At 44.2% G+C, this 15,948-nt stretch carries 9 protein-coding genes; 4 read left to right on the plus strand and 5 right to left on the minus strand.

From position 1 onward, the window contains the following. The first annotated feature begins 271 nt into the window (after positions 1-271). On the plus strand, positions 272-901 hold the full coding sequence (locus tag AABK40_RS20860; protein ID WP_338399101.1) for a PAS domain-containing protein: 630 nt from the start codon (positions 272-274) through the stop codon (positions 899-901). A 207-nt stretch (positions 902-1,108) separates the two neighbouring features. Here AABK40_RS20860 and AABK40_RS20865 read toward each other — a convergent pair whose 3' ends face one another. Beyond that, complete coding sequence (locus AABK40_RS20865) at positions 1,109-2,746, minus strand: sensor histidine kinase (RefSeq protein ID WP_338399102.1); 1,638 nt, start codon at positions 2,744-2,746, stop codon at positions 1,109-1,111. 478 nt (positions 2,747-3,224) lie between these two features. Between AABK40_RS20865 and AABK40_RS20870 the strand changes: the two genes are divergently transcribed. The 3 genes from AABK40_RS20870 (at position 3,225) to AABK40_RS20880 (ending at position 10,766) form a co-directional block, all read left to right on the plus strand. Beyond that, positions 3,225-6,266, plus strand: coding sequence for a SusC/RagA family TonB-linked outer membrane protein (locus tag AABK40_RS20870; protein ID WP_338399103.1), 3,042 nt, complete (start codon positions 3,225-3,227; stop codon positions 6,264-6,266). 46 nt (positions 6,267-6,312) lie between these two features. Then, positions 6,313-7,992 carry a SusD/RagB family nutrient-binding outer membrane lipoprotein gene (locus AABK40_RS20875; protein ID WP_338399104.1) on the plus strand — a complete coding sequence of 560 codons (1,680 nt, stop codon included), beginning with the start codon at positions 6,313-6,315 and terminating at the stop codon, positions 7,990-7,992. Positions 7,993-8,204: 212 nt separating this feature from the next. Next, positions 8,205-10,766 (plus strand): hypothetical protein, encoded by a 2,562-nt coding sequence (locus AABK40_RS20880; RefSeq protein WP_338399105.1) that lies wholly within the window; start codon positions 8,205-8,207, stop codon positions 10,764-10,766. A gap of 804 nt (positions 10,767-11,570) precedes the next feature. On the opposite strand, the gene AABK40_RS20885 is transcribed toward AABK40_RS20880, so the two are convergent. The 4 genes from AABK40_RS20885 to AABK40_RS20900 are packed head-to-tail and all read right to left on the minus strand — an operon-like array spanning position 11,571 to position 15,944. After that, the gene (locus AABK40_RS20885; protein WP_338399106.1) at positions 11,571-12,893 is read right to left on the minus strand and encodes a BatD family protein; all 1,323 of its coding nucleotides are present in this window, start codon (positions 12,891-12,893) and stop codon (positions 11,571-11,573) included. Further along, on the minus strand, positions 12,877-14,505 hold the full coding sequence (locus AABK40_RS20890) for a VWA domain-containing protein (protein WP_338399107.1): 1,629 nt from the start codon (positions 14,503-14,505) through the stop codon (positions 12,877-12,879). Before AABK40_RS20890 ends, AABK40_RS20885 begins: the two co-directional genes overlap by 17 nt. Beyond that, positions 14,498-15,490 (minus strand): VWA domain-containing protein, encoded by a 993-nt coding sequence (locus tag AABK40_RS20895; protein ID WP_338399108.1) that lies wholly within the window; start codon positions 15,488-15,490, stop codon positions 14,498-14,500. Before AABK40_RS20895 ends, AABK40_RS20890 begins: the two co-directional genes overlap by 8 nt. After that, positions 15,483-15,944, minus strand: a complete 462-nt coding sequence (locus AABK40_RS20900; protein ID WP_338399109.1) for a DUF4381 domain-containing protein — start codon at positions 15,942-15,944, stop codon at positions 15,483-15,485. The genes AABK40_RS20895 and AABK40_RS20900 overlap by 8 nt, the downstream gene beginning before the upstream one ends. Between the last annotated feature and the right edge of the window lie 4 nt (positions 15,945-15,948).

A 15,948-nucleotide genomic window follows, 5' to 3' on the forward strand; every position in this document is an offset into this window, starting at 1 on the left:
TTCGGTTAAAAAAATTTACAGATTTGGGGACATCAGTAGAACTGGGGGTGATTTACTATCATATTGATGATAAATAAATTATAGGACTATTTTTGTGTGTTTATAGCTGAAATAGATGTTTTTTGTTTTTTTACCCACAGATTACCTGAGTGTTTAGTGTATTTTATGCTAAAGGATAGCGTGATATTTTAGTGTGTATTTTTATAAATATGATTGAGAAAATTAAATTTTTTACTTAAACTTAAAGGCACTTATATGTTAACTACTTTTTATGCCACAGAACTTCCCCTTTATCGGTATTCACTATAATCTTTTAGACCACCTTGCCGAAGGTTATCAGATTATTGATTTTGATTATAAATTCTTGTTTGTGAATAAATCAGCTTTAATTCAAAGCCAATTTGAAAGTAAAGAGCAGCTTTTGGGCTATTCATTGTTTGAAAAATACCCAGGTATTGAAAATCTGCCATTATTTGAAAAGATAGAACAGGCTATGGCTAATCGAACATTTGAACAGATTACCACGGAATTTAAATTTAATAACGGGACAACTTCCTGGTTTGAGCTGTTCATCAGTCCAGTACCTTCGGGGGTGGCGATCATGTCAGTAAATCTGGAAGACCAGAAACGGCTTGATTTGGAGCAACTAAAAGATCTGGAGAGCCTCGATGAAATATTATTTGTTATTTCCCATAAATTGCGGCAACCTGTTTGTAATATTGATGGATTGCTAACAATCCTTGATGGCGATATTATTGACCGAGAGGATTTTTTGCCGATCATCAAATATGTAAAGGTTGAATTAGAGCGACTTAAAGAGTACACCGAAGAGATGACTGAAATTGTCAGTTCAAAAAGGTTTATCAATGCTCAGGAACGTAGTGCTACAAGCCGCAAATAAAGCACACTTTTCTCAGCGCCTTCATCAAAAAGAATAGTAAATGGTCTTTGGATTTTCGACATCCGACTTTAGGAAATAAAAAATCTGTGGTGGCATTGGTTTTATGTAAAGGTCCTTCCTGAACTGAAGGTGCATAATATCACTTATTCGACAGCATATTACAATTACCCCTTTGGCTCTTTGGGGAAACAGGAGCCTTTTCAAACCTTATTCCTTTTCAATGGAAGCATCAATATATTGGCTCTCGTAAGGGATGTAAATAATGAAAGAGGCGCCCTGATTAAGGGTACTTTGAACTTCAATGGTGCCCTGGTGAAGCTCGACGAATTTTTTCACAAACGACAGCCCAATTCCTGTCCCTTTAATATTCTCCGATTGTTTGGAGCGGTAAAAAGGTTCAAAAAGTTTATTGATCTCCTCCTGCGCAATTCCCATACCATGGTCTTTTACCTTAATAAGGAATTCCTGATCTAAAAATGAGAGGCTAAGCTCAATCTTCGCCTCGGAATATTTTATGGCATTGCTGATCAAGTTCATCAGAATGTGTTCGATAAAATACGGATCCACCTTTACGGGGCGCGCTTCCCCTTTTATCTTTATCTGAAATTCCCGATCCGGATTCAGCGCCTGATACCTCTCAATTTGTTTTTCAATCAGCTCAACTAAAGAGGTCGGTTTGAAAAAAGGATATAATTCATCGGCTTCCATCTTTCCATAATCCAGCAAGCGTTCCATCATGCCCGTGATCGACTCTATGGATTCATAAATTTGCCCAAATTTTTTCTCCAGAATTGGCCCTTGCTCACTTTCTTTCAGCACTGAAATATATTGCTCAATAATTTGGTTGGCACTGTGAATGGTCGTCAGCGGTGTTCTGAATTGATGCGACACCATGGAGATAAACTCACTTTTGGATTTATTTAATTCCAGCTCCTTATTCAGTGCCGTGGTAAGCTGTTTTTCATGTGCCTTCTGATGGGTGATGTCCTGAACAATAATCTGATAAAATTCCCCGTCAAGGGTATTGTAATTTTTATGCTGATTAATGCGAAGATAGACCTGTTGCTGATTAATAAAAATACGCTTCTCAAAAGAGTGATTTTCTTTGTTGCGGGCAGGAAGTTCATACAGAATTGCCTCTTGCTCTTCCTTGGGCAGCATATTGAGGATCGTCTTGATGGAATCACTCTTATAGTTAATCTTGAATCGCTCGTTGTATTTGACCAGGAAAAAATCCTTTTCTATCGCCTTGATCAGCTGTTGCTGACTCTTATTAATGGCACTAATCTTTTCTTTCTGTTCATGTTCTTGCTTTTTAAATAGCAGCATACAAACCGAGGCCATCAGATTGACAGAAATAAATGGCACTGAGCGTACCGCAAGGTCGAGGGGCAATGTGGCAGAAATTTCCGGATTGATAAAATTGTACACAATGGCCAGAAACACGATAATATTGGAAATGATGAAATATTTGGTGTAGTGCTTCCGGTCGAGGATATTATAATTGAAGATATGGCAGAGGATTAACAATACGGGGGCTGCACCGGTAATTCCGCCCAGCGCCAAATAATCCGCCAGTACAATGGTAAACTCATTAATGAAAAATACCATCAGGGCTTGTTCATATTTTTTATACCGAAGGTCAAGCAGTAAAGTGAGTGCGCAGAGGAAGATCATATTGGGGAGCGCGATCTTATACACGATAGGTAATTTTTGGCCGATCAGAATAATGCCACTCAAACCACTGCATATCATCCCTGTGGCTGCAAGGTGTAAAATTCGATGTTTGAGTTCAACGTCAGCGCCTAAGCCCAGTATTTTTTTGATTTTTATCCACAATTTCATGTATCAATCATTCGGTCTGTAATATTATATTCATTTTTACACATTTTGTTGTGTGTTAAACGAAAAATGAAGGGTGCTTTTTCCTGAATTGAAGCGCAAAAAGGGAAAGTAGCAGATCAATCGGTAAAGTTTAAAGGGTATTTTTTGATCAGTAATTCAAATTTCCGACTTGGGGCAGGAATTCTTTTTAAGGATCGCTCAATATTTCTGTTACCCCATTGAAAATATAGCATGTAAGCCGATTGTGTCAATTAACCCGTTGTCGGAATTGAATTACATTTTCGTCCTAAAGTGGGTTACATTTATAAATATCGTAAAAATGACACCCTAATTTGTGCGATAATTGAATAAAATGTAGGTTTGAATCATCAAAACTACAATTATCACTTCTGTCAACAGAATTCTTTTTGTTTGCATTTTTCCTTCCACCAACCCATTTGGGTATAGCATATTTTTCAAACATAAATCATAGTTATTGATGAAGAATTTTAAACGGTTATTTTTATTGTTCACCATGACGTGCTGTTTTACGAATGCCTTTGCGCAAAGCACGATCACAGGGGTGATTCTTGATGCCGAAGATGGCAGCGAATTACCAGGCGTGAATGTGGTGATCAAAGGGACTGACGCAGGTACGGTATCTGATTTTACCGGAAGTTTTCAGCTGAATGCTGAAGCAGGACAAACACTGATTTTTTCCTTTATAGGGTATAAGCCCAAAGAGGTTTTGGTCGGTAATCAAAGTCATATTGAGGTGAAACTTGGCGCTGACCTTGTGCAGCTCGACGATGTTGTTGTTACGGCCTTCGGACTGAAGAAAGAGAAAAAAGCACTGGCCTATGCGGTTTCTGAGGTGAAGGGATCCGACCTGACCAACCAGCGAAGCGGTTCCGCAGCCACAGCCCTTTCTGGTCGAGTGGCCGGGCTTGAAGTTTCGGGTAACGCTCCCGGGCAGGCTACAAGGGTAACGATTCGGGGTAACACCTCGATTTCCGGAAACAACCAACCATTGTATGTGATTGATGGTGTACCGATGGACAACTCTATTCAGGGAGGCGCTGACCGATGGGGTGGTGTTGATATGGGGGATGGAATCTCCGGTTTGAACCAGGATGATATCGAGTCGATGAACGTATTGAAAGGACCAGCCGCTACGGCGCTTTATGGTTCTCGTGGCCAAAACGGTGTGATTTTGATCACCACAAAAGGTGGATCATCACAAAAAGGAATTGGGGTAGAGTTCAACGCCAACAATACGGTGAACCAGGCTTATGGCAGCTACGATTCCCGCCAGTCGCTTTACGGACAGGGTACGCGTGGTGTAGCACCGGGCAATGCCGCCGATGCCCGCTCAACGGGATTATCCTCTTGGGGTCCAAAAATGAACGGACAGCAGGCAACGCATTACGATGGCTCCACTTACAGCATGACGGATGCTTACGATCCGATGGATTTTTATCAAATGGGTTATACCCTCAGCAATAGTGTGGCTTTATCCGCAGGAAACGAAACGATTCAAACGCGTTTGTCCATTTCCGATGAAAGAATTCAGGGAGTTAATCCTTCAGAAATGATCAAGCGGAACTCGATTAATTTGCGGACTTCGGCCAACCTGACCGATAAATTTAGAGTGGACAGTAAGCTGACTTATATGAATCAGCAGGGACAAAACAGGATGAAGGGATCGCAGGATGGTGGTAATGCCAGAAAAACCCTCGGTAGAATTCCCGCTTCGATGCCGCTTGATTTGTTGCGTCAAAATGCTTCCAACGGATTTTTTAACAACGATATCTATTCAGCAAACCCTTTCTGGATTACAGAAAATCTTGAAAACAGTGATTCCCGAAATCGCCTTTTGGGTTATGTAAGTTTGAGCTATGACCTTACAGACTGGTTGACGGTTACGGCAAGAAGTGGTGGTGATGGTTTTGTTTTGCAGCGCCGTGATTTAATGCCAATTGGTACGCCATGGGCTGCCATTGGGGAACTTGAAGAGGAAACCTCACAGGTGGCAGAGTTGAACCACGACTTGATGTTTGTTTATAATTACGATATCAATCCTGACTGGAATATTTCCGGAACTTTCGGTGGAAACCTTCGCCAGAACAGCTCAAGGGTAGATGGTATCAAAGCGGTGCAGTTCAACTCACCAGATTTTTACCACTGGACCAACGCGCAATCAGTAGAAACGCGTCAGCAGATGTACTATAAAGAGACGCAATCGTTATTTGCCTCTACAGATATTGGTTATAAAAACATGTTGTTCATGACCATCACCGGAAGAAATGACTGGTCGTCTACTTTGCCAGCACACAACAACTCTTATTTCTATCCTTCGCTAAGTAGTAGTTTTGTATTTTCCGAAGCTTTTGATATGCCAAGCTGGGTAAGTTTTGGTAAGGTGAGAGGTTCTTGGGCAAAGGTAGGTAATGATACCGACCCATATCAGTTGCAATTGCAATATAACATGATGGGGCAGGGCTTCCCAAGCTTCGGAAGACCACCTCTTGGCGGTATTGAAGGTGCCGATATGCCGAATGCCAACCTGAAATCAGAGTCTACTTACTCTTATGAATTTGGGGTTGACATGAAATTCCTTGACAACAGACTGGGCTTTGATGTGGCTTACTATAATCAGCTGACGGTCGATCAGTTAATGCCGGTTCAGATCTCCAATACAACGGGTTATGAGCGCATGTGGACCAACGCCGGTTCGGTAAGAAACCACGGTATTGAGCTGAGTGTTTATGCGACACCAATTCAAACTTCAGACTTCTCATGGGATATTGGCATGAACTTCAATAAGAACGTCAATGTAGTGGAAGAACTTTCTGAAGGCATTGACCAGTTGATTATCGGTGATTTTGGTAACCTTCAGGTGCAGGCCCGTCCGGGTGAAAAATATGGTGCCATTGTTGGCTATGATTATGCCAGAGATGACAACGGCGCCATCATGCACAATGAAGATGGATTGCCGATGCAGGCGACTTCAAGCAGCGTACTGGGGCACGTAATTCCTGACTGGACTGCCGGTTTGAGCAATAACTTCAAGTACAAAAACTGGAATTTCGGATTCTTGATTGATATGAAATATGGTGGCTCGTTGTACTCTTCAACCAATGCCATGATGTACTCAGCAGGTACCCACAGCAACACGCTGGAAGGTCGTGAGGAGTATTACAATGCTGGCGATCAGCTGAGAGAAACGATGGTAGATCCAGAGGATTATTACAAGCAGATTGGATCCAATATTCACTCGGAGTTTGTATATGACGCTTCCTATGTACGTATGCGAGAGCTGTCTTTCGGTTACACCTTCGATAATGAAATGTTGGGCAAAACACCTTTCGAATCGGTACGATTGTCCTTCGTGATGGGGAACCCATTCTTCATCTGGCGTGCGGCGCCGAATATCGACCCAACACAGTTACTCAATGCCGACAACAGCGGCCTGGGTTACGAAATGGGAGGTGCGCCATCTATTCGCTCCTACGGTTTCAACCTGAATTTCCGTCTGTAATTTTTCTCAATCAAAAGCGAAAATCATGAAATTTATCAATAAAACAATGGCTATTTTATTAGCCGCAGGAATGGGACTGGCCTCATGTACTTCCCACTTTGAAGATTTAAATACGGACCCCAACCGCCCAACAAAGGTGGATCCGGCTCAGCAGTTTGGCTGGACCATCGCCAAAACTGCCGGTGACCGTTACGAAAACTGGCGGGGGAATTTGATTTATTCCTCCTGCATGATCCAGCATTTTGCGGGCACCACCATGGGCTGGTCTGGTGATTACTATACGCTGAACATGGCTTATAATAATGCCCAGTGGGAGCGAAATTATGGGCATCCGGTGAAAAATATTGAGCAGCTGGATTTCAATCTCCAAAAATTGGCCGAAGAAGAAGGCCGTGAGATTGAGGAAGAAATGGCTTTGGTGAATATTTGGAAAGTGTTTGTTTACCATAGGCTTACCGACCTTTATGGTCCGGTGCCATTTTCTGAGGCGGGTCGTGGCTATACTGAGGGAATCATTAACCCGAGATACGATTCAGAACAGACCATCTATCTTGGGGATGGCGAAGTGATGGGGATGCTGGAAATGCTCGACGAAGCAGCGATCACCCTTGAAGCAGCGGGCGGAAGTAACGTCTTTGGCAATGCCGATATCATGTTTCAGGGAGATGCGCAGAAGTGGGCAAAGTTTGCCAACAGCATGATTTTACGCCTTGGAATGCGAATTTCCGGTGTGGCTGAATCAGAGGCTAAGGCATTCATGCAGAAGGCTATTGAGCGCGGAGTGATGGAAAGTAATATGGATATTGCCTATATCGAGCATGAGTTTGGCAATGACCCTTACGGCCTGGGGAACAATGGGGTATCGCAGGTGTTTTTGGAAAACAGTGGTGCTTCAGGGCATGATTTCCGTTTCTCTGAAAGCTTCATGAATGTGCTCAAGCATTTCAATACGGCACAAATTGACCCTCGACTTGAATACATGACCGGGGTTTACAATGCTGGTTTTGATAACGGGCAGTATTTTGAAACCTACTATCCTTTTGATGGTTCCGCACCAACAAGTTACGATGGTTTGCCGAATGGTCTGGAGCCTGTACAGGCTCAGGCATTGGCGGAAGAAAAAGGCTTTGATGAGCTCTTCACTTCGGGCATTGGTCACCTCGGTTTCCCACAGCCCAACCGTACTTATATGACCACCCGTGAGGCGCCAACCATTTTTATGTCTTATGCTGAAACGGAATTTTTGCTGGCTGAAATTGCCGTAAGGTTCCCCGAGTTGGCGCAGGATGCCAATGGGCATTATCAGAATGGTATTGTAGCGGCCATGGAGATGCTTGATTTGTACAGTACCAGCGGTGCGTTGGTTCCTCGTGATGAGATTCAGAATTATGTCAACAGTTTGCCAGTACTGGGCGGAAATAATCGCAGTCCTTTAGAATTGGAGAGCGACCTGGATGAGATTCATACACAAAAATGGCTGGCGTTGCTGTTCAACGGATATGAGGCTTATGCCGAATGGAGAAGAACACAGTTGCCAAGTTTTGTAACGAACAATCAGGTGAGTCACCCACAGGGAATTACCAACGGTCGAATTCCTGGCCGATTGAAATATCCAGATATTGAGCAGGGAACAAATGGTGCCTCGTGGGCCAAGGCCGTGGATATGCTTTCCAATGGTGAAGATACTTTCCTCAATGACCTTTGGTGGGCGAAAAAGAACTTCTAAGATTTTTGTATAACCGTTTGGAAGGGTTTGATTTTATATCAAGCCCTTTTTTTGGCTTAAATTTAAACTATCATAAAATAGTCATAAATATCCCAAAACGATTTAATTTGATTTTTATCCCGAAGAGTGTAATTTTTGGTAAGGTAATTGGATTGTAATTTTAGAAGTAACCTACCAATGACTCTCAATAGTGTTTAATCAAATATAGTACTATGAGCAGTCGATTTGTACCCTTAGTTATTGCTGTAATTTTTCTTTCCTTCCGGGCTTTCGGGCAAGGAAATGTAGGCGGACTTGATTTTATGAGTTCAGAAAAAGCGCTGGAAAATACCGCGACGCTGACATTGCCGCAGGAAGGGTTCCTTCCTTTCAAAGAGGATTTTCAGCTTAATTTTGAGATTGATATTCACGATTGTACGACTTTTGGTAACATCCTCAGGATTGTCAGTGAAAATGGCCATACCCTCGATATTTTTTATCGACCAGGCGGGGCATCAAGTCAGCCTTACCTGAAACTGGTCACCGACAAATCCGCCGGGAACATCATCATACCCATCCCTTCACAGTACTTGCTTGAAAACCAATGGACAGATTTTTCAATTGTAATCAGTAAAGATTCAGGATTATTGACGGCGCATTGTTTTGGGGAAGAATTTGAACAGGATTTGGGGGCTGTTGATGCCGATGAAATTAAAATGTTCTTTGGTATGTGCAATTACAAAGGCTATGCAACAAAAGATATTCCTTCTTTTTCGGTACGAAACATCGGTTACAAATCAAATACATTGGAATACCTGTGGCCCCTGCAACAAGCCGAAGGGGAAATCGCTTATGAGGAAAATCATCATCGACATGGACAGGCTCTTAACCCCAACTGGTCGGCGCAAAATCACCACCACTGGCGGCCGGTTATTAGTACGGAAACCAATTTTCACCCTGCCCTAATTTATCAGCAAAAACAAAATTTACTCAACATAGTCGGCGGATCGAATTATCAGGTGCTTGACCTCGACGGCAAAGCGATCATTAAACAAACGGACAATCCCAAAAATAATGCGCCGGTATTTTTGGCGGGGCTGAAATCCAATATTGGTGAGGCGCAGTATATGGTCGATATTCGGGGCTCTAAACTGTCCAAGCCGAGTCCGTGGTTCAGTGCCAAACAAATGAATGCCAAAGAGAAGATTGACTTTTGGCATACCACCCTGATGGAGGATACAGACCGACAGGAGCTGATTAGTTTTGGTGGCTATGGCTGGTATCAGTATAACAACAGCTTCCGAAGGTTTAATGCTTCTGGCGTTGATACGGTCCAGTTTTCAGGTGATAAGATCAGTCCAAGATATTTTGCTTCCGCAGGATTTTTGAAGAATAATGAGTACCTGATTTATGGCGGTATGGGGAACCATTCCGGAGATCAGGCGATGGGCACCAATGTATTTCACGATTTATATAAAGTGAACCTGCAAACGCAGTCGGTAGAAAAACTGTGGGATCTTCCTGAGTTAAAAGCGGACCTGTTGAATTCCGGTAATTTGGTGATTGCCGCCGACAGTGCCTCGTTCTATACACTGGTTTTTGAGGCCAATGCCTATGAGGTCAATATTCAGCTGGCCAATATTGACATCGCCACCGGAGCAGTGAAGATCGTCAGTGATGCCATAAAAACGAAATTCAAAGATACTGAAAGTGATATTGAGCTGTTTTACCAGCCGCAGAGTCATAAATTTTATGCCGTGATTGTCCATAGCGATTACAATGATAATACGGCGGAGATTGAAGTTTATCAGTTGCATGGCGATCCGATAGGTCTTGCGGACTTGAAAAAGCTGAGTCCGGGTGGATTTTTGGCCACATCAAAAACGGTACCCACCAAACCACTGACCCTTCTTGGAGCCGTCATTTTTCTGGTAACGGGCGTATCCTTTGGGGTTTATCGTAAAAAATCACAAACCAGTGAGCAGCCGGTAAAGAAAGTCAGTTCACCTTTTTTGGTGAAGATGCCAGAGGAATATGAGGCATTTAAAATGCCGGCCATTGATCGGCCCCAAAAAAATGCCATCTATCTTTTCGGAGGGATGAAGGTGTTCAGCCGCGAAGGAGAGGAGATCAGTGCGCAGATGACCGAAAAGTTAAGACAGTTGTTCTTGACCATCCTATTCTTTCCCTATGCCCATGGGCGATATATTAATTCACAGGAACTCGCCGAGGTCATGTGGCCCATGGCACCAAAAAACAAGTCGAAGAACAATCGCTCTATCAGCATTCGCCGTTTGCGGTTGATTCTTGAAGCCTGCGACGGCATAGAAGTGATTTACAAAAGCAATGAATGGAAGATCAGTTTTACCGATGGCGCCTATTGTGATTTTGAAGTGTTTACCACATTGAAATCTCAGCTGAAACAGTGTGAATCACCGAAAGATAAAATTGAATTATTCCAGCAATTGTATCAGGTGGTGAGTCAGGGCGAAGTGGTCGGGTCCATTCGTAGTGAGTGGCTCGAAGATCATATGGCACATATTCGTTCGCATATTATTGAGCAGTTGATTTCCTTTGCAGAAGAGTGCAATAACCCCGTGTGGGTTTGTGAAATCAGTGATATGATTTTTAAATTCGACAACCTTGAAGAGCAGGCCCTGGACCTGAAAGTTCGGGCATTGATGCACCTGAATAAACTGGTGCAGGCTCGTAATGAATTCGATCGGTTTTCAAAAAATTATGCGAAACTATTTGGGGAGGCTTACAATAAATCATTCAACAGCATCGAGGTATAACGAGGTTCAAAGCTCGAATTGAAGGCGCTCAAAAATGATTGATCAGCCACTGACCCAATAGTGTAATCTGCCGCGAGACTCTGTCTCGTGGCAATTTGCGTAATATTTTAACTGGCCAAAATTCACATCTAAACCTTTAGGGACACCATAGGTGAAGAGGCTTTATCAGCCACTGACCCAAAAGTGTCACCTGTCGCGAGACTCCGTCTCGTGGCAATTTGCTTTTGAAATTCAGCGCTTGCGAGGGAAGGAGGTAGCCCAGTTATGGTTTTGCATCCATTTGAAGTTCATCACTTTTTCGATATTCGAGATATAATCGGTTCAAATCCTTTCAGCAGTTGAGCGCCATCAAGGATTTAATGATCGGTTTTGCAGACCCTTTTGTCCCTTAATTGTTTTCCGCAGTTTCTTCAGAAAATATACCCTTCGTTTAGGGCTGAAATCAGGTCCTAAAATTTCCTTTTGATATTCCTCGAACACCAATGTAAGACCCTTCGACTGACTTTCTTGTACCATTTTTTCACCTGTCGCGAGACTCCGTCTCGTGACAACTTGCGTAATATTTTAACTGGCCAAAATTCACATCTAAACCTTTAGGAACACCATAGGTGAAGAGGTTTTATCAGCCACTGACCCAATAGTGTCACCTGTCGCGAGACTCCGTCTCGTGGCAATTTGCTTTTGAAATCCAGTGCTTGCGAGGGAAGGAGGTAGCCCAGTTATGGTTTTGCATCCATTTGAAGTTCATCACTTTTTCGATATTCGAGTTATAATCGGCTAAACTCCTTTCAGCGGAGAGCGCCATCAAGGATTTAATGATCGGTTTTGCAGACCCTTTTGTCCCTTAATTGTTTTCCGCAGTTTCTTCAGAAAATATACCCTTCGTTTAGGACTGAAATCAAGTCCTAAAATTTCCTTTTGATATTCCTCGAACACCAATGTAAGACCCTTCGACTGACTTTCTTGTACCATTTTTTCAAGATTATTTGCTGCTGAAATAAATTTTATCCATCGATACAAACAGGCATAAAATCGGGTGTTATCTCCAGCGGCCAGACAGGTTTTTTTAAAGGCGTAATATTCTGATGCTTGGTACACTTGCCAGTTCGTTTTGAAAGTTTTAATCGCCCACCTCAAAATGTTTCTGAAGATTCCCCCCCCGATCACGGCAGCTATCAGGAAACCGATCAGCAGCCAGCGATTCAGCTTTTCCCAGCCGTCAGAAAGTGCAGGAGTTGGCGGTGGTGATTCCGCAGCAGCCCAATTTTCTTCCAGCGATTTTTTTTGTGTAGCCAACAGTGCAGGATCATCATTGGGCAAAACCATCACTTTAATTGCCGGCAAAGATTGGTCGATCCAGCGGTGTTGTTTTACACTCCAATAGCCAAGGGGCACAGCAGGCAGCTCATGGGCTCCTTCCTTTTCAAAAAGATAAGCAACCGTTTGTTCTTGTTGTGCATAAATGGCCTCGCTGCGGTCGGGGGTCTGTGTCGTCCGCTTGGGGCTTTGCGGGTAGGTGCTGATACCGTCGGTGGTTTCCCAAAGCAGGGCGGGCAGAAATGCAGCCATTGTTCCCATGGCCTTTACATTCACCTTGCGCTCAATGACTTCCCCTACCTTGAGGTGCTTTACAGGGCGGGACCACGTCTCTTTCCTGCTGATATTTTGCGCGACAAGCCACTGATCACTGCTGACATTCGGCGGGTTATTCATCACCGTCAAAGCAGTGCCGGCGACTCTTTGTCTGATCGGCTCCCCTTTGAATTGGCCAGGCGCAGGACTGAAAACCACCACTTTTTGTGGGGGAATCTGTAAGGTTCCTGCGGAGAAAGGATAGATCCAGTAATGATAGGCGACGTAGCTGTAGGTTTTCCCATTTCGGCGCTCACTGCCTACCTGATTTTGTGCAGGTACCACAAAGGCATTGCTTAAGGTAAGGGGTTCAAATTTGGCGCCATCAGTAAACCAGGTGTCTGTAAAAATTTTTACGGTGTAACGGCAGGGTTGTCCAGTATATACATGATTTGGCCTGATGTTTACCTGACTGTATACATGTTGAGCCTGCCCCTTAATGGGGGAGCATAGCCCTATCAGCAGAAATATTCCTAAATTAATGGCTTGTCGCATGTGCTCTTTTCAGTTGATATTCAAATTTGCGTTTTAAAAATTGGCGAGGATCTTCCTGCACATCTCGAATCATAATCATTCGGGCATCGATGTGCTCCTCCTGCGTGGAATCTTCCAAAAACTCATCATTTTCCTCAGCAGCGTGCACCTCTGATTCCGCCTCCTCTGCGAGTCGCTCCTCCTGCATTTGGGCATCGGTGGCTTCCTGCCCCCCTCCGCTCAAATCCTCCTCTGCGTTATTATTCTGCTTCATCTTTTCAAAAAGAGGAACTTCAGTAGTGTCCGACAATTGCGACAGTTCAAGATTTTGGGCGATGAACCATTGTTGTATTTTTTGGAGTGCTCCGCGGTTTCCGGCATAAGTGCTGTCCATCAAATGAGATTGACAGAATGCGTTGTAGGCAGCATTAAAATTATGATTCCGCAGGTAGCTTACCCCCATATTGTAGTAGCCCGAGGCGGAAGAATCTGCGGCAAAAGCGGTAATGGCTTCCTTATAGGCACCCGCCCTAAAATAGGCCACACCTTTGTGCAGTGGTTTATCAAACAAGGCTGCCGCTGTATGATATTGTCCTTGGTCAAAAGCCTGTTGCCCCTGATAATCACGACTGAACAGAAGGTCTTGCATATGGGGTTCAGCATCACATGCCGTGAGGGAAAAACAGACCACCATAAGGGGGGTAAAGCCTTTACGGAACCACAGCAAGGTAAAAAAAGTAATGGCCCACATGAGATAATAGCCATGTTCCACCCAAGTGGCTTCCAGTTGCTGATCATCAAGCTGATATGTTTTTTGCACTTTCAGTGCTTTGGCCAGTTGCTCAACATCGCTATGGTCAAGGGTTGGTATTTGTACTTGGATATTTTTAGCATCCTGCAGTTTTTTGGCCTGCTGTTGCAGGTGTCCGTCGGCCCTTCTTATCGGCATGATGGTCAGTTGATCTTTACGGTTTTTCATGAAACCTTGCAGGTGGAGCACCAATTCGTCCTCAAGGTGATCGGTCATCAGGAGGTAGTGAACAGGTGCCTGATTTTTATGGCTCAGCTGTGTGGCCAGCTGCATTGCTTCTGTCAGGTTATTCCCTTCTGAGGGCATTATTGAAGGATGCAGGGATTCCAGGTGAATGGATAAGGTTTGGTAATCGATGGTGGGGGGCATGAGCAGGTGGGCACTGCCGGCATAGGCAATCAGTCCAATCCTTACCCCTGGATCGGCATGCAACAGGTCTTTGATTTTATATTTGGCTCGCTCCAGCCGGTTGGGTTCCAGGTCGTTATTGAGCATGGAATTGTTGACCTGCAAAAGTATTAAGCAGGTGGTTTCAATTTTTGCGCCGGGTTTATCTACCTGCTGAAAACTTGGCCCACTTAGCGATAAAACGGCCACCACCCAACCGAGAATTAAAAGAATTCGGGCACCAAAAAGCCCCCTTAAATTGCCTGCATCTGTCACGTACATCCGTAGGTGTGGCGCTATATACTTCAGCCAATGGTCATTTTTTTCTGACTTGATCAGGTAAAGCATCGGGAAGAGTAAAACGGGGATCAAAAGCCAAAGGGCTTCCGGCCGGATAAAATGCAGCTGATGGCTTAAAAGTTGAAGATTATTCATGGCTGTCGGATCGTTTGAAGTAATGTTCCAAGTGGATGATGAGGGATGCGAAAAAGGAGCATGCCAGCAGTAGTGCAAGGGGAAAGAAGTACAGTTCCTGAACAGGGACAAAAGTTTCTTGCTCATATTCAACAGGTGCTATTTCATCAAGAAGGGCGAAAACTTGCGCCATTTCTTCGGTGTCTTTTGCCAGGAAATATTGCCCATTCGTCAGGTTGGCAATTTGCTGAAGGGCTGCCTCATCCAGGTCGGCATGTGGCTTGTCGGGATCACCAATACCGATGGTATGAACCGTTATGCTGTCGGAGTTGGCAAGCGATGCGGCATCGAAAGGGGAAATCCCAATTCCGCTGTCCGCACCATCGGTGAGTAAGAGCATGACTTTATGGGGCAGGGTATCATTGGCAAAAAGGGAAATTCCTTTTCCAATCGCTCGGCCAATATTGGTTTGCTGCCCTGCCATGCCGACTTCGGTATCGTCCAGCAATTGCAATAAGGCATCGTTGTCGGAAGTAAAAGGTGCGAGGGTGTAGGCATTGCTGCCAAAGAGCATGACGCCCATCCTGTCCCCCTGCCGTTGGTGGATAAAATTGCCCATCAGTGATTTTACAGCCGCCCATCGGGAGGATTTTTCGCCCTCAATCTCCCAGTCTTTTTGAGCCATGCTATGGGAAATGTCCGCCACCATGAGAAAATTCCGTGACTCCTTGACGATCAGGTCAGGTTCACCGACCAATTGCGGACGGGCAAGGGCTGTTAAGGCCATAAACCAGTAAATCCAAATGATGACCTGCTGAAACCATCGACGGCCAGCTTGTGGCACTCCTTTTTGTGCCTGAACACCACTTATGCAGGTGGCATAACCGAAAAAGGGGACCTTCAGCGACTTTTTTTGCAGCCGAACTGTGGGCATTAAAATAATCAGCAGGGGTAATGGCAGCAGCAGGAATACCCACGGACAGGCCAACTCAAAATGTTCAGGCATGGTGTTGAATCCAATAGATGACACTATACTGCAAATTCTTTCGTTGTGCAGCCGTTAAATTTTTCAGCACCCCAATATTATAGGTGCTTTGCAGGAGCAGGCTTAACGGTTGAGCATCCGTCTTTGGGCACTTTTTCGATAGAAATTCAAGCCATGCATCTCCACTTAGTGCAGCGACCTGTGGCCTTCCGTAGGTGGTGATGGCAACGCATTTAATATTGATGGACAGATGATTGACCCATGCTTCCATATCGTGGTCCTTAAACTGTAAAATCGAGCGAATGGCTTCGCGTCGGTATTGGTGCCTGAAATATTGCAATAGCCTTCGGCTAATAAAATAGGCGAGGGCGACCAGTGTTATAGCCGTCATTATTTTCCAGCCAACGGCTTGAAAAGCAAAAGTAATGGCTTCGGGCTCATGCAATTTTATTGATGAAAAATTCGGATTGTCCATGACG

The organism is Persicobacter psychrovividus, assembly GCF_036492425.1.
Taxonomy (GTDB): domain Bacteria; phylum Bacteroidota; class Bacteroidia; order Cytophagales; family Cyclobacteriaceae; genus Persicobacter; species Persicobacter psychrovividus.